Source organism: Amycolatopsis sp. NPDC039088 (genome assembly GCF_055598845.1).
The window spans coordinates 15746-39964 of sequence record NZ_JBVKAE010000024.1 but is presented as its reverse complement, the minus strand read 5'-3'; the positions used below and the strand labels follow the sequence as shown (position 1 = coordinate 39964).

The window sequence follows — 24219 nt, the reverse complement described above, 5'->3', positions numbered from 1 at the left end:
AAAAGGGAACCTGCCTCCCAAAGCAACGTTCCCGCTGGTCCATGAACTCGCTGCGGACAGTATCGATGTCCGCGGCGGGCTGCCGGGTGTCGCACGTGCCTCGTTCCGGCTATTACGAATGGCGAGACCGGCAAACCAAAACGGGTCGAGCGAATCATACGAGGCCAGCTTTTAATTGTTAACGACTCGCGGACCTACAATTCAGCGAGGCAGGGACTTACCGTCTGCGCACCTACTTTTCGATTCAAGGAGTGCGCATGCGACGGCACAGCAGAGTGCTTTCCTCTTTGAGCGTCATGGCGTTGGCCGCGCTGGGATTCGGTCCGACGGCCCAAGCGGCCTCACCACCGGCTCCGGCCCATCCCGACGCCGAGGTGAACGGGGTGGCCGCCGCCTTCGGTCTGACCGTGTCCGAAGCGAAGTCCCAGCTCGCCGCCCAGGACGAGGCGCACCGGCTGGCCGCGTCGCTTCCGGCCGGTCTGCGCGACCGCTCCGCCGGGCAATGGTTCGACGCCGCCACGGGCAAGCTGACCCTGGCGGTCACGAACGCCGCCGACGCCGGTGCGGCCAAGGCGGCCGGTGCCGAAACGCGGCTGGTCGCCCGCACCAAGGCCGAACTCGACCGGACCGACGACGCCGTCCGCGCGCTTGTCGGCGACGGTGTTCCTGGCGTGTTCGGCTGGGGTGTCGACGTCCGCGGCAACGAGGTCGGCGTCTCGGTCGACCGCTCACGCAAGACCGCCGAGACCGAGCGTTTCCTTTCACAGGCGAAGAATCTCGGCGTTCGGATCACTGAAACCGAATCGTCGCCCCGGCAGCAGGCGGGCACGATCCACACCGGCGATCCGTGGTGGCCGGGTAGCGAGACCTATTGTTCGGTCGGTTTCGGCGCGACGGATTCCTCGGGCGGCAAGCACTTCCTGACCGCCGGGCACTGCACGAACGACCGCGACCAGGCCGCTTACGGCGCGTCCGGCCAGCAGAACCGGATCGGCACGTCGAACGTCGGCGGGACGCGCAGCGTCAACGCCCGCGAGGGTGACATGGGCGTGGTCGCGGTGACGCAGTCCGGCTGGGAACTCTCGGCGGCGGTCAACACCTGGGGCGAGCCCGCCGTCACGGTCACCGGTTCGGCCGAGGCGATGGTCGGCGACCGGGTCTGCCACTCCGGCAACACTTCGCACTGGAAGTGCGGTGAAGTGAAGTACACGCACAAGGCCGTCGACTACGGCGGCGGGCTGATCATCGAAGACCTGACCTGGACGACGGCGTGCTCGCTCGGCGGCGACTCGGGCGGCGGCTGGTTGCTCGGTACCAAGGCGGTCGGCCTGCACGACGGCGGCCCGTCGAAGTGCGTGGAGAACCCCAGCGACGGCGACATGTCCCTCTTCCAGCCGGTGATCGAAGCGCTGAACATATGGAACCTCACCTTGGTGACGGGCGACGGCGGCGGCGACACGACGGCACCGACCGCTCCCGGCAACGCCCGGTCCACCGGCACGACGTCGAACAGCGTCACGCTGGCCTGGGACGCGGCCACGGACAACGTCGGCGTCGCCGGTTACGACGTCTACAACGGCTCGGTGCCGGCTACTTCCGCGACGGGGACCAGCACCACCGTGACCGGTCTCAGCCCGGACACCTCCTACAGCTTCACGGTGAAGGCCCGTGACGCGGCGGGGAACGTGTCGCCCGCGAGCGGTGTGGTGTCGGTCAAGACGCAGCCCGGCGACGCGGGCGGCCGGACGCTGAGCAACGGCACCGACTTCGCGATCCGTGACTATCAGCAGGTGTTCAGCCCGGTGACCTCGACACTCACCGGACAGGCCGCGACCACGCTCGCGGTTTCGGTGACGATCCGGCACACCTGCGCCGAGGACCTCGGCGTCACGCTCTTGGATCCGGCAGGCAAGGCCTACCCCCTCAAATACAGCGGCGGTTCCACCTGCACGGCTTGGAACGGCGCGCGGACGTTCTCGGTGCCCGGCGCGTCGTCCCCGGCCGGCGGGAAGTGGCAGTTGCGTGTCACCGACTACGGGCCCGGCGACATCGGGGTGCTCGATGTCTGGGCGCTGACGCTTTAAGGGCGCAAGAAGGCCCGCGTTCCTACGGCAGCCGAACCACCCGCAGGAACGCGGGCAACAGCCACGGCCGGGGACCACTGACGACGATCTTGCGGGTCAGCGCGGAACGCGCCTTGCCGACCCGGTGGAACAACATCAGGTTCAGCGACGGCGGATCGAACGAGATCCGCGCGTCGACCGGGCCGCCGGGCCGCTCGACCGTGACCCGCCCCCGATGCAGCACCAGGACGACCGGAGACGTGTACGCCGATCGGAAGGCGACGGCGATCCGCCTTTCCCTCGGCGGTTCGTCGGTGTCGAGGAGGTGCCCGATGTCGTGGGTCAGCACGCCCACCAGGAAAAGGTCGAAGAACAACGCCGCGTCGGCCGGTGGCATCGTCCAGGGCAGCTTCAACGCCTTGGCGATGTCCCAGCCGTGGATCTGCAATTCGTTGACCAAATGCGCGAGGACACCGGCAAGCGGCACCTTCGAGTCCCCGAGCCAGCTCAGCGGGGTCGCCGGATCAGCGTCCTCCGTCACTCGCAGCACTTCCTCGATGTCAGCGAGCAACCCCGCCACCAGCACGCCGATGTCGCGTTCGGAAAACTTCTCCAGCACCAAATCGTTCAGCACGGAAACCGTGTCCACAGTGGTCTTCTCGACCTGACCCTGCCCGCGGGCGTCCAGCAGCTCCGCGCCGTCCGGCCGCACCAGCGACGTGTACATCTTCGCGATCATCGCGACGTGGGCGACGGTGTCGGCCACCGTCCACTCCGCGGTGACCATCGAGTCCGGATCCGGAACGCCGGTCACGAGTTCGGCGAAACGCGCGCCCGTCACCCGATAGGCGCGTCGCACCGACCGCCACTGAGCCATGGTGATCTCACTGGTCACAGCACGATTTTAGGTTGGTATGACGGGAAATTCGTTCCTCTCCCGTGCGGAGCGGACGTCCGCCCACAGCGAAGTGACCGTACTAACTACGGAAACCGACGTGACACACCCCGACCGGCACAGGCAGACTGAACCCCGATCAGCCTCGCCTTCGCTGTCACCGTTGCCGGCGCCGGAGGCGCCCGACGCGGACAGCGGCCTTCCAGGAGCCCCACACAGATGACCGAAACCATGCCCGAAACGACTCACGACCAGGAAAGAGCACCGGCCAGCGCCGGGCTCCTGATCGGGGTGCTGGTCCTTTCCGCGTTCGTGATGATCCTCAACGAGACGATCCTGAGCGTCGCGTTGCGTGACCTGACCGTCGACCTCAAGGTCCCGACCACCACCGTGCAGTGGCTGACCAGTGGCTTCCTGCTCACCATGGCGGTCGTCATCCCGACCACCGGGTTCCTGCTCGAACGGTTCACCCCGCGCCAGGTCTTCCTCGCCTCGCTGACCCTGTTCAGCCTCGGCACCCTGGTCAGCGCGGTCGCGCCGGGATTCGCCTTCCTGCTGGTCGGCCGGGTCATCCAGGCCTGCGGTACGGCGGTCATGCTCCCGCTGCTGATGACGACGGTGATGCGCCTGGTCCCGGTGGAGAAGCGTGGCGCGACGATGGGCACGATCACCATCGTCATCGCGGTCGCCCCCGCCATCGGCCCGACCATCGGTGGCGCGGTCCTCTCGTCGCTGGGCTGGCGCTGGATGTTCTGGATCGTGCTGCCGCTCGCGCTCGCCGCGCTGGTGGTCGGCATGCTGCGGCTGCGCCTGGACAGCGAAACCCGCAAGGTCCCGCTGGACGTGCTGTCGGTGATCCTGTCCGCCCTCGGTTTCGGCGGCGTGCTGTACGGCCTGTCGGTGTCCGGCGAGTCGGCGGGCGGGCATCAGCCGGTGCCGCCGTGGGCGCCGATCGCCCTCGGGGTGGTGGCGCTCGCGGTGTTCACCTGGCGACAGCTGCGCCTGCAAAAAGAAGACCGCGCGCTGCTGGACCTGCGTCCGTTCACCCACCGCAGCTTCGTCGTCGCCTTGGTGCTGACGGCGCTGCTGTTCATGTGCCTGCTCGGCGCCGCGGCGATCCTGCTGCCGCTGTACCTGCAGACCGTCCTGCACACCAGCACGTTCGTCAGCGGGCTCGCGGTGCTTCCCGGCGGCCTGGCCCTCGGACTGCTCGGCCGTCCGGTCGGTGCGCTGTACGACCGCTTCGGCCCCCGGCCGCTGGTCATTCCCGGTGCGGCCGCGATGGCGGTCTCGCTGTGGCTGTTCGCCCTGCTCGGCGCGGAATCACCGCTGGTCGCGGTCATCGCCATCCACGTCCTCCTGATGTGCGGACTCGGCCTCATGATGACGCCGCTGATGACCGAGTCCCTCGGTTCGCTGCCCGAGCACCTCTATTCACACGGCAGCGCGATCCTCGCCACCCTTCAGCAGCTCGCGGGCGCGCTCGGCACCGCCTTGTTCATCGCGGTCGCCACGGCGAGCACGGTGACGGCCGGGGCGGCCAGCCCCGACGCGACGGGTATCCGCACCACCTTCATGGTCGCCGGCTGCGTCGGTCTGGGCGCGTTCGTCGGTTCGCTGTTCGTCAAGAAGAGCGCCAACGCCGGTGCGGTGGCCGCGCACCACTGACGACCGGACAAGCTCACCTCGCGCCCGCCGTGGCCTCCACCGGAGGCTCGGCGGGCGCGCGTCGTCCGATCACCTTCCGCCCGTAGGCGATGGCGGGTTGTTCGACCCAGCGGCGCAGCGCGCAGGCGAACAGCAGGGCGACCCCCGTGGTCACCGCGGCCTTGGCGATCCCGCTGGGCAACAGCCAGCCGGACACTCCGGCGGCCGCGGTCTGGGCGAGGTAGAGCGCGTACGAGCGATCGCCGACGAAGGTCATCGGCCCGCTCGAGAGCAGCTTCCGGACCGGACCGGGTGAAACGACGGCCACGAGCAGCAGCGCCGAGCCCGCCGCGTAGACCGGGACGACGAACTGCCAGTGCCCGCCGAGTGCCTTCGCCAGCGGTCCGACGGAGAACTGCAGCACGACGAACCCGCAGGCGATCACCGTGGCGACGGCGGGACTGGTCAGCGGCCGGAGCAGGGCGAAGCCGCGGGGATGGTGCAGCGCCATCGCCAGCAGGCACCCGATGACCAGCGAGCAGTAGTGCACCGAGAGGCTCGCCCAGGTGTGCGACGGCGTCAGCGGCAGCGCGACCAGCACCACGCCGAGGACGGCCGACGCGCCGAGCAGGAGCCGAAGCGCTGTCTTCCCGCTTCGCGCGAACGAGGTGAGCACCAGCAGCGCGGGCCAGACGAGGTAGAACTTCTCCTCCACGCCCAGCGACCACGATGTCGGGTAGGGCGTGTTGAAGTCGACGAGCTCGTTGCCGAAGACGAGGTAATACGGCATGGCGTCGGCGAGCCTGCTGCTCTGGTAGGTGCCGCCGATGATCACCGCGATCGTGGTCAGCGCCAGGAGCAGGAAGTACACCGGAAAGATCCGGAAGACGCGGCGAAGGTAGAACTCGCGCAGCGAGATCCGGCCGGTGCGGCCCTCCTCGCGCAGGGACAACGTGGTGATCAGGAATCCGGACAGCACGAAGAACAACTGCACGGCGATCCAGCCCTGCAGGCGGTCCACGATCGGACCGCCGTAGTGGAAGAACACGACGGCCACGGCGGCGAGCGCGCGCACGCCGGTGAGGCCGGGGAACCAGGACGACTCCAGGTAACCGGCGTGGCTGAGCGGCTGCCACCAGGAGCGGCGCGAGAGATCGGACATGGCCCGTAGGTTCGGGCCCGGACGCTGAACCGAAGCTTAAGGAAGCTGAAGACGTCTTCAGCTTCGTGTTCCCGCCGAGGGCAACCGGACGACAAGACGGGCACCGCCGTCGTGATCGTCGACCTCGGCGGTGCCACCGTGGGCGTTGGCGATATCGGCGACGATCGCCAGCCCGAGTCCGGCGCCACCTTCGTCGCGCGCACGGCCGTCGTCCAGCCGCACGAATCGGTCGAACACCCGCTCCCGCTCCTCGGCGGGAATGCCGGGGCCGTCATCGGTGATCGTCAGCACGCAGAAGTCGTCCACTGTGGACACGGCGACCTCGACGCCGGTGCGGGTGTGCCGTTGCGCGTTGTCGACCAGGTTGCGGAGCAGGCGTTCCAGCCGGCCGCGGTTGCCGAGCACCACCGGATCGCCTTCGATCCTCGCCCACACCCCCTGCCGTCCGGAGAGACAGGATTCGACCACTTCGGACAGTCGAACCGGGGTGAACCGCTCCGGGCCGGAGTTGTCCAGTTTGCCGAGGAGCACGAGATCGGCGACGAGATCCTGCAGCCGGGTGACGTCGAGGAGCGCGTTCCGGCAGGCATCATGCCAGTCCAGCCGATCGGGGTGCGCGAGCAGGACCTCCAGTTGCGTCCGCAGCGAAGCCAGCGGCGTGCGGAGTTCGTGCGACGCGTCCGAGGTGAACCGGCTCTGCCGGGCGACGGCGGTGTCCAGGCGGGCGAGCATCGTGTTCATCGTCTCCGCGAGCTTCGCGATCTCGTCGCCACTGTCCGGGGCCGGTACGCGGCGGGAAAGATCGTGCGCGCCGATTTCCGCGACCTCCGACCGGATGGCCTCGACCGGTCGCAGTGAGCGGCGGACCGCGAGCCACGCGATCACGCCGATCAGGAGAGCGACCACCGGGACGCCGATCAGCAGGGTCATGCGTACCGAGTCCAGCGCCGCCTGCCCGGACTCGTCGACGACGGCGGCGCCGAAGACCCTGTACTTGCTGTCCCCGCTAGCGGTCGCCGAGACGTGTAACCGGAGTCCGTTCGCTTCGGGGTCTTCCCCGAGCACGGGGGCGCAGCCGACGGATACCTGCCTGCCGAGATCGATGTCGCCGGGATCGAGGATCCGGACGTTGTCGCCGTACTCGATTTGCCCGCCCGGCGCGATCGCCCCGGAACGGAGACCGGGACACGAGGCGAGGCGCTCCCCGGTTTGGCTGGTCACCTCGTAGATCGAGTCCCGCACGAGCATCCGCAGGTCGGCGGGAGACGCGCCGTTGTTCAGCAATTGGACGATCGCGTCCGCCCGTGCCCTGGCCAACTGTGCCGCGCCCTGACCCAAGCGGTTCTCGGCGTCGAGCACGAGCCAGGCCGAAACGACCCCGAGCGCGATGATCGACGCCAGGAACGCGGTCAGCGCGACCCGGAAGCGGGTCGACCGCAACCCTTTACGCACCGGAGGTCACCACGTGGTAGCCGGCGCCGCGGACCGTTCGGATCGTCTCCGCCCCGAACGGCAGGTCGATCTTGCGCCGCAGTGCGCTCATGTGGACCTCGACCAGGTTCGCCGTCGCCGACGCCGCGAAGTCCCAGAGGTTTTCGAGCAGTTCGGCCTTGGTCACCACCTCGCCCTGCCGTTTCATCAGATATGCCAGGAGGGCGAATTCCTTGGTGGTCAACGGGATCACCGCGGTACCGCGGCGACAGACGTGGCTCGCCTGGTCGAGTTCCAGGTCACCGAGGCGCAGCGTGCCGGGGCGGGTCGCTCCCCCGCGCCGGATCAGCGCCCGCAACCGGGAGAGGAGCACGCCGTAGGAGAACGGCTTCGGCAGGAAGTCGTCGGCACCGGTGTCCAGCGCCTCGATCTCGTCGTCTTCCCCGTCCTTGGCGGTCAGCATGAGGATCGGGGTGGTGTCGCCCCGTTCACGCAGCCTGCGGCAGACGCGGTAGCCGTTCAACCCCGGCAGCATGATGTCGAGGATCATGGCGGCGTACGGGTGTTCGGCGGCGTACCAAAGCGCGTCGCGGCCGTTGTGCGCGACGTCCACGGCATAGCCCTCGGCGCTCAGCCCGGCGCGCAACGATTCGGCCAGCCGCCGCTCGTCCTCCACGAGCAAGATCCTCATCCGGTCACGATCCCATACGGCCGCTCCAGGCCTGTTCGCCGCTGTCCGGGTGAACGCACCGCCCCCATCAGGACGAGCATTCCACCGGGTGGCTTAGTCCTTTCGTAGCCTTCTGGGAGCGATCCCACATTACGGACCAGGCGACCTTGTCATGTCCGGCTCACCCCCTTACGGTCCCCATGGGAGCGCTCCCAGACATCGGATTCCGGTCGCAAGGAGGCGACGTATGAGATTCCGCAGAAAGGGTGTTTCGGCACCCCTGGCCGTCACCGCGGTACTCGCGATGGTCGGGGTACCGGCGGTCTTGGGCTCGAGCGCCGAAGCCGCGCCGGGGTGCAAGGTCGACTACACGATCACCAACCAATGGGACACCGGTTTCGGGGCGACCGTGACCGTCACCAACCTCGGCGACCCGATCAGCGGTGGCTGGACGCTGGAGTGGGACTTCCCCGGAAACCAGCGGGTCCAGCAGGGCTGGAACGGGACCTTCAGCCAGCAAGGTACGCGCGTGACGGTCAAGGACGCGGGGTGGAACGGCTCGCTCGGCACCGGCGGCACCGTCTCCCCCGGCTTCAACGGCGGCTACTCCGGCACCAACGCGAAACCCGCGGTCTTCACCTTGAACGGCACCACCTGTACCGGTTCCACCACCCCGACCACGACCACCACCACGACGTCGTCCCCGACCACGACGACCTCCACCCCGAACCCGGGCGGCCCCAAGGTGGACAACCCCTACGTCGGCGCCGGGGTGTACGTGAACCCGGACTGGTCGGCGAAGGCCGCCGCGGAACCGGGTGGCGCCCGGATCGCGAACCAGCCCACCGCCGTCTGGCTGGACCGCATCGCCGCCATCACGGGCACGACCAGCGGCCGGGGGTTGCGCGCCCACCTCGACGAGGCGGTCCGGCAGGCCGCCGGGAAACCGCTGGTCATCCAGCTGGTGATCTACAACCTGCCTGGCCGCGACTGCTCCGCGCTCGCCTCGAACGGTGAACTCAAGGCGGACGAACTCGGGCGATACCAGACGGAGTACATCGACCCGATCGCCGCGATCCTCGCCGACCCGAAATACTCGGCGTTGCGGATCGTGAACGTGGTCGAGCTCGACTCGCTGCCGAACCTGGTCACCAACGTGACGCCCCGCCCGACGGCGACCCCCAATTGCGACGTCATGAAGGCCAACGGGAACTACATCAAGGGCGTCGGCCACGCGCTGGCGAAGTTCGGCCCGATTTCCAACGTCTACAACTACATCGACATCGGGCACCACGGCTGGCTCGGCTGGGACGACAACCTCGGCCCGTCCGCCGCGCTGATGGCCGAGGCCGCGCGGTCCTCCGGCAGCACGACGGCCAATGTGCACGGTTTCATCGCCAACGCCGCGAACTACGGTGCGCTCAAGGAGCCGTACTTCACCGTCAACGACAGTGTCGGCGGGACTTCGGTGCGGACGTCGAAGTGGATCGACTGGAACCGCTACGTCGACGAACTGTCCTACGCCCAGGGCTTCCGGCAGGAAGCCGTCCGCGCCGGGTTCTCGGCGGACGTCGGCATGCTCATCGACACCTCCCGCAACGGCTGGGGTGGCACCGCACGGCCGACCGGCCCCGGGCCGTCCACCACGGTCGACGCCTACGTGAACGGCAGCCGGACGGATCGCCGCATCCACCTCGGCAACTGGTGCAACCAGGCGGGCGCGGGGATCGGCGAACGCCCCAAGGCCGCTCCGGAACCCGGGATCGACGCCTACGTCTGGGTCAAGCCGCCGGGCGAGTCCGACGGTGCCAGCAAGGAGATCCCGAACACCGAAGGCAAGGGGTTCGACCGGATGTGCGACCCGACGTACACCGGTAACCCGCGGAACCAGTACAACATGTCCGGGGCGCTTCCCGACGCGCCGCTGTCCGGGCATTGGTTCTCCGCACAGTTCCAGGAACTGATGAAGAACGCTTACCCGGCACTCTAGGGATGGGTCTCGTGAGTGGTAATGACGGTTCCCACCGTCATTACCACTCACGAGTTTTCAGCGTGCCAAGGCCTGCCACCGCTGATTGGCCCCGTTGGTGGGCTGGTAGAGCCCGATCCGCGCACCGTCCTCACGGGACTCGCCGGTCACGTCGAGCAGCTGTCCCGTCGCGACGTTGACGAACGCCCAGGTCCCGTCGCCGGTGGTCGACAACGTCCAGCGTGACGCCGGGCCGTCCGTACCCGCCGGAACCAGCGTCACCGCGCCGCCCGACGTACTGAGCACCTGTCCGGTCCCCGCGTTCGAGATCGTGAACTGATCCCGGTTGCCGTACCGGCCGGTGCGGTCGGTCAACGTCCACCGCTGAGCCGCGGCGGAGGCGTCCGTCGTGCGCTGCACGAGGGCGCCGTTCTCGGCGCTGAGCGCTTTGCCGCTCTGTACGCCGGAGAAACCGAACGCCTTCCCGGAGCCGAGGCCGGTCCCGGAGGCGACCGAACCGACGCCGTCGACCACGAAACTGGTCACCGAGCGCGCAGGGACACGCAGCGTCGCCTTCTGGCCCGCCACCTTCACTGCCTTACCCGGCTTGAGCGCACCACCGACGTCGGTCACCACCGGGGTCACCTTGGCGCCGGGCCGGATCCGGCCGAAGCCGGACAGGTCGAGCGTGACGTCCCGCTCGGCATCAGTCGCGTTCACATGGACCACCGTCGCCAGGTTCTCGCCGCGCATCGCGGCGGTGCTGGAGGTGTCGTTCACGCCGATCACGCGGTCACCCGGCTTGATGTAGTGGGTGAAGTTCCGCATGGTGTGGTACTTCGTGTTCGTCCTGATCGGACAGTTCGCCAGGGTGGCGTTCGCCGGGCAGTCGAACGGGATCTGGATCTCGCCCCAGTTCATCCCCTCCGGCCGCTCGCCGCCCGGCTTCATCGCGTTGTAGTCCTCGATCGGCTGCCAGCCGACCCACGCGCTCGGCTCCAGTTCGCGCAGGTCGCCGGTGATCTGCCGGGCGAGACCGAGGCCGGGGTCCATACTCGTGAAGTCCTGCCCGTCCTTCCAGCTACCGCCGACCTCGCTCATCCACAGCGGTTTCGCCGCGCCTTTGGCCAGGTCACGCGGGATGGGACGATTCCCGGTGCCGTAGGTGTGCACGTTGAGCCGCCCGGCCGCCGCGCGGGCGTCGGGCGACCAGCCGTTCCAGTCCGCGGCGAAGATGTCCGGATTGGTTTCGTCAGGGGCCGACACGATCGCTCGCGAACCGGTCGCCGCCAGTGCCTTCGCCATTTCGGGGATCAGCCTGGACTGGGCCGACGGCCCGATGTGCGCGCCTTCCTGCCTGCCGCCGGTCGGGTTGCCGTCGGCGCCGAGGGTGGTCTTCCAGTAGTTCGTGTTGGGCTCGTTCAGCGGGTTGACCGACGTGAACTTGATACCGTGCGCACTTTCGAGGGTCTTGGCGGCCTTCGCCAGATACGCGGTGAAGTCCGCCATCTTCTCGGCGCGCAGCTGCTCGTCGGTGGGGTTGAACCCGCCGGAGACGTAACCCGACACCGTGTGGAAGTACGGCGGTGAGTTGCTGAACGCCTCCCAGCGGGTGATCCGCTTCTTGATCCGGTCCACCCACCAGCGCTGATTCGGGTCCGCGGTGGGGTCGAACTCCGCGGGGTCACCGGGGGTCCACCAGTCCTTGTCCGCCCGGGTCGTTCCGGCAGGCGCCTTCCACCAGCCGGGGATCGCGCCACCAGGACGCAGGTACGGCGGGACGTCCGGCGCGTTGCCGCCGCCGATGTTGAACCGGGCGATGGTGAAGTTCAGCCCCTCTTCACCGAACACCATGTCGGCCAGCTTCGTGCGAATCGGGTCCGGGTAACGGCCGGTGGCCTCGGCCATCCACGCGAGGCTGGAGCCCCAACCCTCGAAGGTCTGATGGCGGTACGTGGGGTCGGGCCGGACGGTGACCGCGTCGGCGGCCGAGGCTGTCGCGACGAACAGCCCGGCCGCGGTCAGCGGTACACAGAGGACGGTGAACAGACGGCGGAACGCGGTTCTCGAGTTCATCGGTGAACTGCCCTTCGTTCGGATCCGTTTGCCGGTCAGGCTTCGGTGTGCCCCAAGAGCGGACGGGGAACGAACCGCGCCTCGGGTTCGAGCATCGTGTCGAGTTCCAGTACGACTAGTTCATTGGCGCCGGCCCGGACAACCGGTCGCGGCACGTACAACGTCCTTTGTGGACCGCGGCGCCAGTACCGTCCGAGCAGGAACCCGTTGATCCAGACCAGCCCCTTACCCCAGTGCGCGGTGTCGAGGAAGAGGTCGGCGGGTTCGTCGAGGTCGAATCCGCCCCGCACCACCACCGGGCCGGACAACGGCCCCGCCTGGCTCTCGGTCGTGGAGACCTCCGGGAGGAGATCCGGCAACGCGGCCACGTCGATCGGGACGACCTCCCAGCCGGTCAACGGCTCGCCGTGCAGGCGCGCGCCGCCGACGATCCCCTTGGCCTCGCCGATCCGCTCCCCGTAGTTGACCCGCCCCAGGTCCTCGACCAGCACGAGCAGTTCGCCGCGCGCACGGGGCAAGCGGATCGCGCGGTCGCGGTGCTCGCGAAGAAGGGTGCCGAGGCGGTCACCGTCGAAGAACACCGTCGCCCGGTCACGCACCTCCCCGAAGGTCAGGACACCCGGCTTTTCGGCGTCGACGCCTGTCCGCAGGAACGCCAGGCGCGGGGTCGGGGTCAGTTCGTCGAAAGTGGGCAGGAGTTCGTGCACCTGCGCGGTCCCCCAGTGCCGCGGCGAATCGAGCAGCCAGATGGGGTCGTGCAGTGCCGCGACCGGCGTCGGTGCCGGACGGGCCTCGGGGGGAACGCTGTCGGGAACCTTGTGGTAGCGCGCGATCACGTCACGGAACGCGTGGTACTTCGGCGTCGGGTCGCCGGCTTCGTCGAGCGGGGCGTCGTAGTCGTACGAGGTGACCAGCGGCTGGTAGACACCCTTGTCGTTGGCGCCGTTGGTCAGGCCGAAGTTGGTACCGCCGTGGAACATGTAGAGGTTCACCGAGGCGCCGGCCGCGAGCAGTGCGTCCAGGTCGGCCGCGGAATCGGCGACCGTGGTCGTGTGATGGTGCGCGCCCCAGTGGTCGAACCAGCCGTCCCAGAACTCGCTGCACATCAGCGGCCCGGTCGGCTGGTGTTCACGCAGGGTCTTCATTCGCGCGGTGCTCTGCGAACCGAACGACGCCGTCCGGTGGAGCACCCCGTCGAGGCCGCCGTTCTCCAGCATTTCGTGGGTGGGCTGGTCCACCGTGGTCAGCGGGACGGTGATCCCGGCGGCGCGGGTGTAGTGGGTCAGCGCGGCGAGATACCGCTTGTCGGCACCGAAAGCGCCGTACTCGTTCTCGACCTGGACGAGCAGGACCGGCCCGCCGCGGTCGATCTGGTGCGGCGCGACCACGCGGAACACGTCGTCCAGGTAGCCGCGGACGGCGGCGAGGTAGCGCGGTTCGAACTCGCGGACCCGGAGTTCGGTGTCGCGCAGCAGCCAGGTCGGCAGGCCGCCGTTGTCCCATTCCGCGCAGATGTACGGCCCCGGCCGGACGATCGCGTACATCCCGGCCTCGGCGATCAGCCGGAGGAACCGGTCGAGATCGAGGCCACCGGAGACGTCGAACTCGCCTTGTTCCGGCGAGTGGGCGTTCCACGCGACGTAGGTCTCGATGGTGTTGAGCCCCATGCGACGGGCCTTGTCGATGCGGTCGGCCCAGAGGTCCGGGTGCACCCGGAAGTAGTGCAGTGCGCCGGAAATGATCTGGAACGGTTTGCCGTCGAGCAGGAAGTCGTTTTCCCCGATGCTGAACTCAGACACCCCGGACCACCACCGTGGCCAGCCGGAGCGCGGTCCAGGAAAGGGGCGGGAGCGTGGCGGTGATGGTGGTTCCTTCCGGGTCGTGCTCGACCGTCACGTCGGACGACGGGACGGGCCGGACTGGTTCTCCGTGGGCGGAATTCGTGACGTGGCGGTCGTGCCCTTCCGGGACCGTGACGGTCCAGGCCCCGTCCGGCGTCAGCCGCGCGCCGCGGACGCGCAACCGCACTTCGGTAGCCGAATCGGTGGCCCGATTGGTGAGGAACACCGCACAGTCACCGTTCTCGTCGAAGGTCGCCGCGGCGTCGACGACGTCCACCCGGCCGTGCAGTCCGGTGTGGACGGTGTCGCCCCTGACGGTGAGCCGCAGGCTGTTCCCCTTGGCCAGCATCGAAACCAGGCTGAACGGGTGGAACGTCGTCTGCCGCCACGCCGGGCCGCCGGGTTCGGCGCGGATCGGCGCGATGACGTTCACCAGTTGCGCCTGGTTGGCCATCGTGACGCGGTCGACGTTGCGCAGCAGGGCGCCGAGCAGCGAGCCGACCACGACCGCGTCGGTGACGGTGTAGTCGTCCTCGATGATCCGGGGGTGTTCCCGCCAGCCGCCGTCGATCAGTTCGTGCTGCTCGACCTCGTTCCAGTGGCGCTGGTCCCAGACGTTCCACTCGTCGACGCTGATACCGATCTTCTTGTCCAGACCGGCTTTCGCGAGGACGTCGTCGATGATCCCGGCGGTGGTGCGGATGAACTCGTCGAGCCCGGCCGCACTGGCCAGGTAACTCGCGACGTCACCGTCGTGCTCCTGGTAGTAGGCGTGCAGCGAGAGATGGTCGACGAGCGCCGCGGTGTGCTCCAGGACGGTGCGTTCCCAGTGCCCGAACGTCGGCATCTCGCTGCTCGAACTTCCCGCGACGACGAGTTCGACGCCGGGGTCGATCATCCGCATGAGCCGCGCGCTCTCGGCGGCGAGGCGGCCGTACTCGTCGGCGGTCTTGTGCCCGACCTGCCACGGCCCGTCCATCTCGTTGCCGAGGCACCACAGCCGGAAGCCGAACGGACGGTCGGCGCCGTTCGCGCGCCGCCGTTCGCTCAGTTCCGTGCCGCCAGGGTGATTGCAGTACTCGAGGATGTCGGCGGCCTCCTGGATACCGCGGGTGCCGAGGTTGACCGCGTACATCACCTCGACGTCCGCGGCTTCGGCCCACGCGGCGAATTCGTGCAGGCCGAAGCGATTCGACTCGACGCTGTGCCATGCGGGATCCAGCCGGACGGGACGGCCGTCCACCGGACCGACGCCGTCCTCCCAGCGATAGCCGGAGACGAAGTTCCCACCGGGATAACGGACGACGGACGGCCCGAGTTCACGGACGAGGCCGAGGACGTCACCCCGGAACCCGTTACCGTCCGAAGTGGAGTGTCCTGGTTCGAAGAGTCCCGTGTAGACGGACCGGCCCATGTGCTCGACGAACGAGCCGAACAGCCGTCGTGGCACCGGGCCGACCACCTCGGAGACGTCGGCTTCGATCTGGATGCCCACGCCTCACCCCGCGCTGACGGTGAAGCCCTGCTGGTTGCCGTAGTCCACGAGCGCCTGCTGCCAGGCGTTCAGTCCGGCGTCGAGCGAGGTGCCGCTGAGGTAGGCCTTGCCGACGGTGTCACTGAAGACGCTGTTGGCGTAGGTCTGGTACGGCAGGTACGTCCAGCCCTTGGCGACGTTCTTCGACGCCTCGGTGAGCACCTGGTTGATCTTCTGCCCGCCGAAGTAGGGGTTGGCCTCGTCGAGGAAGGCGGGCGAGTTCAGGTCGGCCGTGGTGGCGGGGAAGCCGCCGCTGGCGATGAACGGCTTGACCCCGTTGCCGTGGTTGAGCCAGCGGACGAAGGCCGCGGCCAGCGCCGGGTTGCCGCTCTGCTTCAGGACCGACTGCGTGCTGCCGCCGTTCTCCGAGGTGACCGGCTGTCCACCGTCGTAGGTCGGCATCGGCGCCACCGCCCATTTCCCGGCGCCGCCGGGGACCGAGGACTTGAAGTTGCCCGGCATCCAGGCGCCGGTGGGCAGCGAGGCGATGGTCCCGTCACCGAGTGCGCGGAACCAGTCGTCGGACCACTCCTTGATCGGGGCGAGCAGCTTGCCTTCGACCAGCTGGTTCCACGTCGCGGTCCATTTCTTGGTACCGGCGTCGGCCAGGTTGATCTTCACGTTCCGGCCGTCGGCGGTGAACGGCTTCCCACCGGCCTGCCAGATCATGCTGCTGGCGAAACCGGGATCGCCGGTGTCGGAGGTGATGTACTTGGTGGGGTCGGAGGCGTGCAGCTTCTTGCCGGCGGCGATGTACTCGTCCCAGGTCTTCGGCACGGCGATACCGTGGGCGTCGAAGACTTCCTTGTTGTAGAAGAGCGCCATCGGACCGGAGTCCTGCGGGAGGCCGTATAGGCCGTTATTCACCCGGACACTGGACCAGGTCGAGGGCGAGTAGTCCTTCTCGAACGCGCCGAAGCCGTACTGGTCGAGGTTGGCCAACGACTCGGTCAGCGCGAACTGCGGCAGGGCGTAGTACTCGATCTGCGCGACGTCGGGTCCGCCCGAGCCCGCCTTGATCGCGTTCTGCAGCTTGGTGTACTGCTCCTTGTTGGTGCCGGCGTTGACGTAGTTGACCTTGACGTTCGGGAATTCCTTCTCGAACGCCGCGACCTGGTCCTTGGCCGACGGGGTCCAGCTCCAGTAGGTGATCGTTCCGCCGGCCTTCAGCGCGGCGTCGACCGAATCCTGTGTCCCGGTGGCGGTGGCCGGGCCGCCCGCACCGGAGGAACAGCCGACGGCCAGCGCCGCGGCCAGTGTCACGGCGACGACCGCTTTGACGCTTCTTGGGATGCGTGGCATCGAGTGTCCTTTCGGGACGGTGTTCATTGCTTGACGCTGCCCGCGCTGAGGCCGGACTGCCAGTAGCGCTGCATGAGCAGGAAGGCGAGGACGAGCGGGATGATGGTGAGCAGCGAACCGGTCAGCACCAGGTGGTACACCGGCTGGGCCCCGGCGCCGGAAGCCTGCGCGCTCCACTGGTTGAGTCCCACGGTGAGCGGATACCACTTCGGTTCGCTGAGCATGATCAGCGGCAGGAAGTAGTTGTTCCAAGTGGACACCATGGTGAACAGCGCGACCGTGACGATGCCGGGCGCCAGCTGGCGCAGGGTCACGGTGAGGAAGATCCGGACCTCCCCCGCGCCGTCGATCCGCGCCGCCTCCAGCAGCTCGTCCGGGATCGCGTCGGCGGCGTACACCCAGATCAGGTACAGGCCGAACGGGCTGATCAGCGACGGGATGATGATCGCCAGCGGGTTGTTGGTGAGGCCGAGCTTGCTGAACATCAGGAAGGTCGGCACCGCGAGCGCCGTGGCGGGGACGGCGACCGCGCCGAGTACGACCGCGAACACCGCGCGACGGCCGGGAAAGCGGTATTTGGCCAGCCCGTAGCCCGCGGCGGTGGCGAGGATGGTCGCTCCCCCTGCCCCGACGATGACGTAGAGCAGCGTGTTCCCCAGCCAGCGCAGGAAGATCCCGTTGTCGTAGGTGAACGTCTCACCGATGTTCTCGAACAGCGCGAACGGACCGCCGAACGCCAGGCCCGAGGTGGTGAAGAGCGCGGGCTGTGTTTTGGTCGCGTTGATCACCAGCCACACGAGCGGCACGAGCGTGTAGATCAGGTACAGCGCCATGACGGCGGTGAGAACACGCGACTTACGGGGCCGCGTCACCGAAAACGTGGCCATCACATCTCTTTCCGGGAACCGCGCAGCTGCACGACGTAGGCGATGATCGCGGTGATCACGCCCATCACGATCGCGACGGTGGCGGAGTAGTTGTACTGCTGTCCGTTGAAGGAAAGGTTGTAGGCGTACATGTTCGGCGTGTAGAAGGTGCCGATCACGTTGGGTGCCAGGGTGCGCATGATGTTCGGCTCGTTGAACAGCTGGAAGCTGCCGATGATCGAGAAGATCGTCGCGATGACGATCGCCCCGCGCAGCGCGGGCAGCTTCACGCTCAGGATGGTGCGGAACGCACCGGCGCCGTCGATCGCCGCGGCCTCGAACTGTTCCTTGGGGATCACCTTGAGCGCGGAGTAGAAGATGAGCATGTTGTAGCCCACGAACTCCCAGGTGACGACGTTGCCGATGGAGGCGAGCATCCAGTTGTCCGACAGCGGTTTCACCACGTCGCGGCCGAGCAGGTGATTGAGGTCGGCCGCCAGTCCGAAGTGGTCTCCGTAGATGAAACCCCACATCAGCGCCGCGACCACGGCGGGCACGGCGTAGGGCAGGAAGATCACGACCCGGAAGAAGCCGGACGCGTGCAGCCGGGCGCTGTCGATCGCCAGCGCCGCGATCAGCGCGAGCACCAGCATGATCGGGACCTGTACGGCGAGGAACACCAGCACTCGCTGGAAGGAGTCCCAGAACTTCGGGTCGGCGAGCACCTGCGCGTAGTTGGCCGCGCCGACGAAGGTCGTGCCGCCGAAGAAGGCCTGATCACGGAAGAGACTCAGGACGAACGCGTAGCCGATCGGCGCCAGGAAGGTCAGCGCGAAGACCAGCATGAACGGGGCGACGAAAAGCCAGCCTCGCCAGTTGCGGCGTCGGCGGCGCGTGGTGGCCGTGCGGCGGGGTGGCGCCGGGGTGGGCGCGACCGCGGTGGACGTCATCGTCTCTCCGGACTCACCGAGCGATATCGCGACTCGGCGGAATGTTTACGTCAACATCAGTGCGGCGGAGGCTATCGTGTTGACGTAAACATGTCCAGAACCCCTCCCGAGGAGACCACTGTGGCCGGACGCGGACCGTCGATGGCCGACGTCGCCAGAGAGGCCGGAGTGTCCGGCCAGACCGTCTCCCGGGTCGCGAACGGCAAGTCGAACGTCGACGAGGCGACCCGTGAACGCGTGCTCGCGGCGATGCGGCGCGTGGGCTACCGCCCCAACAGTGCCGCCCGCGCGCTGCGCAACGGCCGGTTCCGCAGCATCGGCGTCATCATCTCGGCGTTGTCGACCTTCGGCAACAGCCGCACCCTCGACGCCGTCGCGACCGCCGCTGCCGACGAGGGCTTCTCGATCGTCCTCATGCCGGTGACCAGACCGTCCCAAGGCGAGGTGTCGGGCGCTTTCAGCAGGCTGAACGAACAGGCCGTCGACGGCGTCATCATCCTCATCGAACAGCACGAACTGGACCAGAGCGAGATCGAGCTGCCCCACGGGCTCCCCGTCGTCGTCATCGACGCGGGCGGGCGCCGCGACCATCCGGTCGTCGACTTCGACCAGGCTTCCGGCGCCATCGCCGCGACCCGGCATCTGCTCGACCTCGGGCACGAGACCGTCTGGCACGTCGGCGGGCCACCCGAGTCCTACGCCGCCGAACAACGCCGGAAGTCGTGGCAGGAGACGCTCGACGAGTACGGCCGGGAGGTGCCGCCGCCGCTCATCGGTGACTGGTCGTCGCGGTCCGGCTATGAACACGGCGTCCAGCTGGCGGGCGATCCGGAGGTCACGGCCGTCTTCGCCGCCAACGACCAGATGGCGCTCGGCCTGCTGCGGGCGCTGCACGAGATGGGCCGCTCGGTCCCCCGCGACGTGAGTGTGGTCGGCTTCGACGACATGGATGAGGCCGCGCACTTCTGGCCACCGCTCACCACTGTCCGGCAGTCGTTCGACGAGGTCGGAAAGCGGGCGGTGGCCGCACTGCTCGCCGAGATCACCGACGCGGGTACGGCGGGCGCCATCAGTGTGCCGACCGAACTGATCGTCCGGTCCAGCACCGCGCCCCACGTTCACCGGACTGCCGCACGATAGGTGCGACAGGCCTCGGACAACGAGGTCGCGCCATTGAAAATTACACTGTTCACGTTCACAAAAGGTACGGGACCGAGCGTAGCGACTGCCGCCCCAGTTGATCTCGTCGGCCGCGATTTTCGAGGCACAGCAACGATCTTGAAGTTCGTACAACCGACGGCGATGACTGTTAGCGCTCACTTATCTCGTTGACTGGCCATGTCACCGGCGCTACATTTGCCCGAAGTCAAGTCGCGCCCAGTTTTCAATCCCACCCGGTCGAGCTGCCGCAGCCCCGACCGGCCGTCAACGATGACGCTAGGGGCTTCGATGCGAACGAATCCGATGACCACGCTCGGGGACACCGCCGATCCGTCCATTAAGGACAGTCCAGGCGACCCGGCCTGCTCACCCTGATCATTTCTCCTTGCCGAGCCAAGACATGCCGTCACACGGCGGACTTGTGGCCGCCGCGAACTTCACCAACCCCTTGCCATGGCGGGACTTCGCTGAGGCGCGCCGATCCAGTGGTGACGGTGCACTGCTTCGAACTCGCCATGCCTTGACACCGAAGGAGAATCACCATGAATTCGATGGGTCAAGCCCCACCGACCGTGCCGCTCCGGGCGGCACCCCGCCGTAGGGATCGCGTCCGGCGCGGCCGTGGGGCGCGCACGCTGATCACCCTGCTCACGACCGTCCTCGCGGCTTCCGCGGCGGTCGCGTTCAACGCCACCACCGCGTCGGCGGCGACCGTCGACCCGAACGCGTGGTACGTCCTGGTCAACCGAAACAGTGGCAAAGCGCTGGACGTGGCCGGCGTTTCCACCGCCGACGGCGCGGCGGTCCAACAGTGGTCTCGCCACGACGGAGCCAACCAGCAGTGGCAGTTCGTGGATTCCGGCGGCGGCTACTACCGGGTGAAGTCGAAGAACTCCGGCAAGGTGCTCGACGTCGACAACTTCTCGACCGCCGATGGCGGGAAAGTCCAGCAGTGGAGCGACCTCAACGGAACCAACCAGCAATTCCGCCTCGCCGACTCCGACGGCGGTTACGTCAAGCTGATCAACCGCAACAGCGGCAAAGCCGTGGAGGTGACCGGCTCGTCGACCGCGGACGGAGCGGCCGCCGTCCAGTACGGCGACCAGAACAGATCCAACCAGCAGTGGCAACTCGTCCGCCTGGGCGACACACCCAGCGGGTGCGCTCTTCCGTCGACGTACCGCTGGTCGTCGACCGGAGCGCTGGCGAACCCGAGGCCGGGGTGGGTCTCACTCAAGGACTTCACCAGCGTCCCCTACAACGGCAAGCACCTGGTCTACGGGACGACGCACGACACCGGGACGAGCTGGGGCTCGATGAACTTCACGACCTTCACGAACTGGTCCGACATGGCCTCGGCCGGCCAGAACGCGATGAACTCCGGCACCGTCGCACCCACGCTGTTGTACTTCGCCCCGAAGAACATCTGGGTACTCGCCTACCAGTGGGGTGGGACCGCTTTCAGCTACAAGACGTCGACCGACCCCACCAATCCGAACGGGTGGTCGGCCCAGCAGACGCTCTCCACCGCGAGCATCTCCGGCTCCGGCACCGGACCCATCGACCAGACACTCATCGCCGACGACACGAACATGTACCTGTTCTTCGCCGGCGACAACGGCAAGATCTACCGTTCCTCCATGCCCCTCGGGAACTTCCCTGGCAACTTCGGTTCGTCCTACACGACGATCATGAGCGACACCCAGGCCAACCTCTTCGAAGCTGTCGAGGTCTACAAGGTCAAGGGCCAGAACCAATATCTCATGATCGTCGAGGCGATGGGACGCAACGGACGCTTCTTCCGGTCGTTCACGTCCAGCAGCCTGGGCGGTACCTGGACCCCGCAGGCCGCCACGGAGAGCAACCCGTTCGCCGGCAAGGCCAACAGCGGCGCCACCTGGACCAACGACATCAGCCACGGCGACCTGATCCGCAGCACCGCCGACCAGACCAAGACCATCGATGCCTGCAACCTGCAGTTCCTCTACCAGGGACGTGACCCCAACTCCGGCGGTGACTACGGCCTCCTGCCCTACCGGCCGGGCGTGCTGACCCTGCAACGCTGATCATCTGACGCAGTCCTACCCCAGCCGGGTCGGCGCCCTCACCTCTCACCGGGTGTGGGGGCCGATCCGGCTTTGAAGGAGATCCTGTGTTCGCGTCCTCTTCCTCCCCGTCACGGAGACCGGTGTCCGTATCCGTGGCGACCGCGGCCTTGACCGCCGCGATGTTCGTGGTGGCCCCGGTCCCTTCCGCTTTCGCCGCTACGACCACTCTTCACGCGTCCCCGTCCGGCACGGGCGCCAGTTGCTCCGCCACCGCTCCATGCTCGTTGCCCGCCGCCCAGGCCGCGGTGCGGTCGCTCACCGGCGCGATGTCCGGTGACATCGTCGTGGAGCTGGCAGGCGGGGTGTACCGCCTTTCCGAGCCGCTGCGGCTGACCGCGGCGGACTCCGGCAACAACGGTCACCGGGTCGTGTGGCGGGCGGCCTCGTCCGCCCGTCCCGTGCTCAGCGGCGCCCGCGCGGTCACCGGCTGGTCGATCGCCGACGCGGGGAAGAACATCTGGCGTGCGAACGTCGGTGCCGGTACCGATACCCGGCAGTTGTATGTCGACGGCGCGATCGCCACCCGCGCGCGTACCCAGGTGAACCGGTCCTTGTTCACTTTCACCAGCACGGGCATGACCTTCTCCAGCTCCGCGCTGGGCTACCTGAACGGACTGGCCGGCCAGAACCGGGTCGAGGTGGAGAGCGTCAACTCGTTCACCGACCGGTACTCGCCGGTGCAGAGCATCAGCGGCAACGCCATCACGATGCAGCAGCCCGCGTGGAACAACAACACCTTCGGGTACGACACGATCGCGGCCCCGCACCGGGCCGGGCCGTTCTATCTGGCCAACGCGTACGAATTCCTCGACTCCCCCGGCGAGTGGTACGTCAACCCAGGGACCGGCACGCTGTACTACACCCCGCTGCCCGGACAGAACATGAGCAACGTCAGCGTGGAACTGCCGGTGTTGCAGTCGCTGGTGAACGTCGGGGGCACCTATGACGCGCCCGCGCACGACATCACCTTCAGCGGCATCACGTTCACCGGGACGAGCTGGCTCGGTCCCAGCAGCAACCAGGGATACGCGGACCAGCAGACCGGCGCCTACCTCGCGGGCAATTGGAACTGGCCTGCCGACCGGCTGACGTCCTGCCAGAACGGTTGCCGTCAGTTCGAGGCGGCCCGGCCGCACTGGAACCAGATGCCCGCCGCCGTGCAGGTGTCCGCCGCCCGCGGCATCACCTTCAACGGCTCCGCGTTCGTCAACCTGGGACAGACGGCCATCGGCATCGGCAACGACGCGAACGCTCACACCAGCGGAGTGGGTCTCGGCGCGAGCGACATCAAGGTCACCGGATCGGAGATCGCCCGAAACTCCGCCGGCGGCTTCGTGGTCGGTGGCGTCCGGGCCGACGCGCACCATCCCGGCGATCAGCGGATGGTCAACCGGAACATCACCATCAGCGACAACCGCGTCCACGACCTCGGCCTGGAGTACCGGGGCAACGTCTCGGTACTGACCACCTACGCCACGACCACCGACGTGTCCCACAACGAGGTCTACAACATGCCGTACTCCGGTATGTCGATCGGATACGGCTGGGGCAGCAACGACGCGGGCGGCAGCAACCATTACGCCAACCGCGGCCTGTACGACTACCAGCCGCGCTACTCGACGCCGACCACCGCGTCCGGCAACCGGCTCGTCGGCAACTACATCCACGACGTCATGCAGCAAATGAACGACGGTGGCTGCATCTACACCCTGGGGTGGAACCCGAACGCGACGATCAGCGGCAACCACTGCCAGCGGACCAACGGCTACTTCGGCATCTACTTCGACGAAGGCTCCCGGTACTACACCGCGACGAACAACGTCTTCTCCGCCACGGGAACCTGGGCCACCGCCAACTACTGGGGCGGCGAGAACATGGGCAACTGGACCGTCACCGACAACTGGTCGAGCAACGGCAGCACCAACGTGTCGAACGGCGACCGCGGCAACGTCGTGTCCGGCAACGTCACCGTGACCAATGGAAACTGGCCGTCCGGCGCACAGGCCGTGATGGCGAACGCCGGCCCACGGGGCGGCGGCGAGCCGCAGGCAGGCACGATCGTGGGTGGACAGTCGGGCCGCTGCGTCGAGGTCAGTGGCGGAAGCACGGCCAACGGTGCCAGGACGCAGCTGCAGGATTGCACCGGTGCCGCCAACCAGAGATGGACCTACACCTCCGCGAAGCAGTTGATGGTATACGGCAACAAGTGTCTCGACGCGTCGGGACAGGGAACCGTCAACGGCACCGCGGCGATCATCTGGGACTGTCACGGCGGGGTCAACCAGCAGTGGAACGTCAACGCCGACGGCACCATCACCGGCGGGCAATCCGGACTGTGCCTGGACGCCAGTGGAAACGGGACCGCGAACGGCACAGTGATCCAACTCTGGTCGTGTCACGGCGGAACGAACCAGCAGTGGGCCCTGCGTTAGCACATCGTCCCTTGTGGACAACTGTCCCGGGGGGGGGGGGGGGGGGGGGGGGGGGGGGGGGGGGGGGGGGGGGGGGGGGGGGGGGGGGGGGGGGGGGGGGGGGGGGGGAACG

The 24219-nt window shown here is 67.8% G+C and carries 16 protein-coding genes; 6 read left to right on the top strand and 10 right to left on the bottom strand.

The features are described from left to right. Positions 1-257: 257 nt before the first annotated feature. Positions 258-2084: a fibronectin type III domain-containing protein gene (locus ACZ7KI_RS27825; protein WP_470276012.1), complete on the top strand. Its 1827-nt coding sequence runs from the start codon at positions 258-260 to the stop codon at positions 2082-2084. Positions 2085-2106: 22 nt separating this feature from the next. Here ACZ7KI_RS27825 and ACZ7KI_RS27820 read toward each other — a convergent pair whose 3' ends face one another. Beyond that, entirely contained in the window at positions 2107-2940 is an 834-nt protein-coding gene (locus ACZ7KI_RS27820; RefSeq protein ID WP_470276113.1) for a maleylpyruvate isomerase N-terminal domain-containing protein, read from the bottom strand. A gap of 237 nt (positions 2941-3177) precedes the next feature. Here ACZ7KI_RS27820 and ACZ7KI_RS27815 point away from each other — a divergent pair, with 237 nt between their 5' ends. After that, positions 3178-4626 carry a DHA2 family efflux MFS transporter permease subunit gene (locus ACZ7KI_RS27815; protein ID WP_470276011.1) on the top strand — a complete coding sequence of 483 codons (1449 nt, stop codon included), beginning with the start codon at positions 3178-3180 and terminating at the stop codon, positions 4624-4626. A 13-nt stretch (positions 4627-4639) separates the two neighbouring features. On the opposite strand, the gene ACZ7KI_RS27810 is transcribed toward ACZ7KI_RS27815, so the two are convergent. The 3 genes from ACZ7KI_RS27810 to ACZ7KI_RS27800 are packed head-to-tail and all read right to left on the bottom strand — an operon-like array spanning position 4640 to position 7889. Beyond that, a complete protein-coding gene (locus ACZ7KI_RS27810; RefSeq protein ID WP_470276010.1) occupies positions 4640-5767 on the bottom strand; it encodes an acyltransferase family protein in 1128 nt (375 codons plus the stop codon). A gap of 57 nt (positions 5768-5824) precedes the next feature. Further along, complete coding sequence (locus ACZ7KI_RS27805; RefSeq protein ID WP_470276009.1) at positions 5825-7219, bottom strand: ATP-binding protein; 1395 nt, start codon at positions 7217-7219, stop codon at positions 5825-5827. Then, on the bottom strand, positions 7212-7889 hold the full coding sequence (locus ACZ7KI_RS27800) for a response regulator transcription factor (protein ID WP_470276008.1): 678 nt from the start codon (positions 7887-7889) through the stop codon (positions 7212-7214). Before ACZ7KI_RS27800 ends, ACZ7KI_RS27805 begins: the two co-directional genes overlap by 8 nt. Before the next feature lie 226 nt (positions 7890-8115). On the opposite strand from ACZ7KI_RS27800, the gene ACZ7KI_RS27795 reads away from it, so the two are divergent. Then, positions 8116-9858, top strand: a complete 1743-nt coding sequence (locus ACZ7KI_RS27795) for a glycoside hydrolase family 6 protein (protein ID WP_470276007.1) — start codon at positions 8116-8118, stop codon at positions 9856-9858. A gap of 57 nt (positions 9859-9915) precedes the next feature. Here ACZ7KI_RS27795 and ACZ7KI_RS27790 read toward each other — a convergent pair whose 3' ends face one another. Genes ACZ7KI_RS27790 through ACZ7KI_RS27765 form a run of 6 tightly spaced genes read right to left on the bottom strand, consistent with a single transcriptional unit; the run spans position 9916 to position 18406 of the window. Continuing rightward, positions 9916-11913: an RICIN domain-containing protein gene (locus ACZ7KI_RS27790; RefSeq protein ID WP_470276006.1), complete on the bottom strand. Its 1998-nt coding sequence runs from the start codon at positions 11911-11913 to the stop codon at positions 9916-9918. 35 nt (positions 11914-11948) lie between these two features. Then, entirely contained in the window at positions 11949-13712 is a 1764-nt protein-coding gene (locus ACZ7KI_RS27785) for a glycoside hydrolase family 35 protein (protein WP_470276005.1), read from the bottom strand. Continuing rightward, positions 13705-15249: an arabinosylfuranosidase ArfA gene (arfA, locus tag ACZ7KI_RS27780; RefSeq protein WP_470276004.1), complete on the bottom strand. Its 1545-nt coding sequence runs from the start codon at positions 15247-15249 to the stop codon at positions 13705-13707. The genes ACZ7KI_RS27785 and arfA overlap by 8 nt, the downstream gene beginning before the upstream one ends. A gap of 3 nt (positions 15250-15252) precedes the next feature. Further along, on the bottom strand, positions 15253-16590 hold the full coding sequence (locus ACZ7KI_RS27775; RefSeq protein WP_470276003.1) for an ABC transporter substrate-binding protein: 1338 nt from the start codon (positions 16588-16590) through the stop codon (positions 15253-15255). Positions 16591-16613: 23 nt separating this feature from the next. Next, positions 16614-17477, bottom strand: a complete 864-nt coding sequence (locus ACZ7KI_RS27770) for a carbohydrate ABC transporter permease (RefSeq protein WP_470276002.1) — start codon at positions 17475-17477, stop codon at positions 16614-16616. Then, on the bottom strand, positions 17477-18406 hold the full coding sequence (locus tag ACZ7KI_RS27765) for a carbohydrate ABC transporter permease (protein ID WP_470276001.1): 930 nt from the start codon (positions 18404-18406) through the stop codon (positions 17477-17479). The genes ACZ7KI_RS27770 and ACZ7KI_RS27765 overlap by 1 nt, the downstream gene beginning before the upstream one ends. A 90-nt stretch (positions 18407-18496) precedes the next feature. Here ACZ7KI_RS27765 and ACZ7KI_RS27760 point away from each other — a divergent pair, with 90 nt between their 5' ends. From ACZ7KI_RS27760 to ACZ7KI_RS27750, 3 genes are all read left to right on the top strand, one after another. Beyond that, a complete protein-coding gene (locus ACZ7KI_RS27760; RefSeq protein WP_470276000.1) occupies positions 18497-19546 on the top strand; it encodes a LacI family DNA-binding transcriptional regulator in 1050 nt (349 codons plus the stop codon). A 563-nt stretch (positions 19547-20109) separates the two neighbouring features. After that, positions 20110-21633: a non-reducing end alpha-L-arabinofuranosidase family hydrolase gene (locus tag ACZ7KI_RS27755; protein WP_470275999.1), complete on the top strand. Its 1524-nt coding sequence runs from the start codon at positions 20110-20112 to the stop codon at positions 21631-21633. A gap of 122 nt (positions 21634-21755) precedes the next feature. Beyond that, positions 21756-24107: a ricin-type beta-trefoil lectin domain protein gene (locus ACZ7KI_RS27750; RefSeq protein ID WP_470275998.1), complete on the top strand. Its 2352-nt coding sequence runs from the start codon at positions 21756-21758 to the stop codon at positions 24105-24107. Positions 24108-24219: the final 112 nt, after the last annotated feature.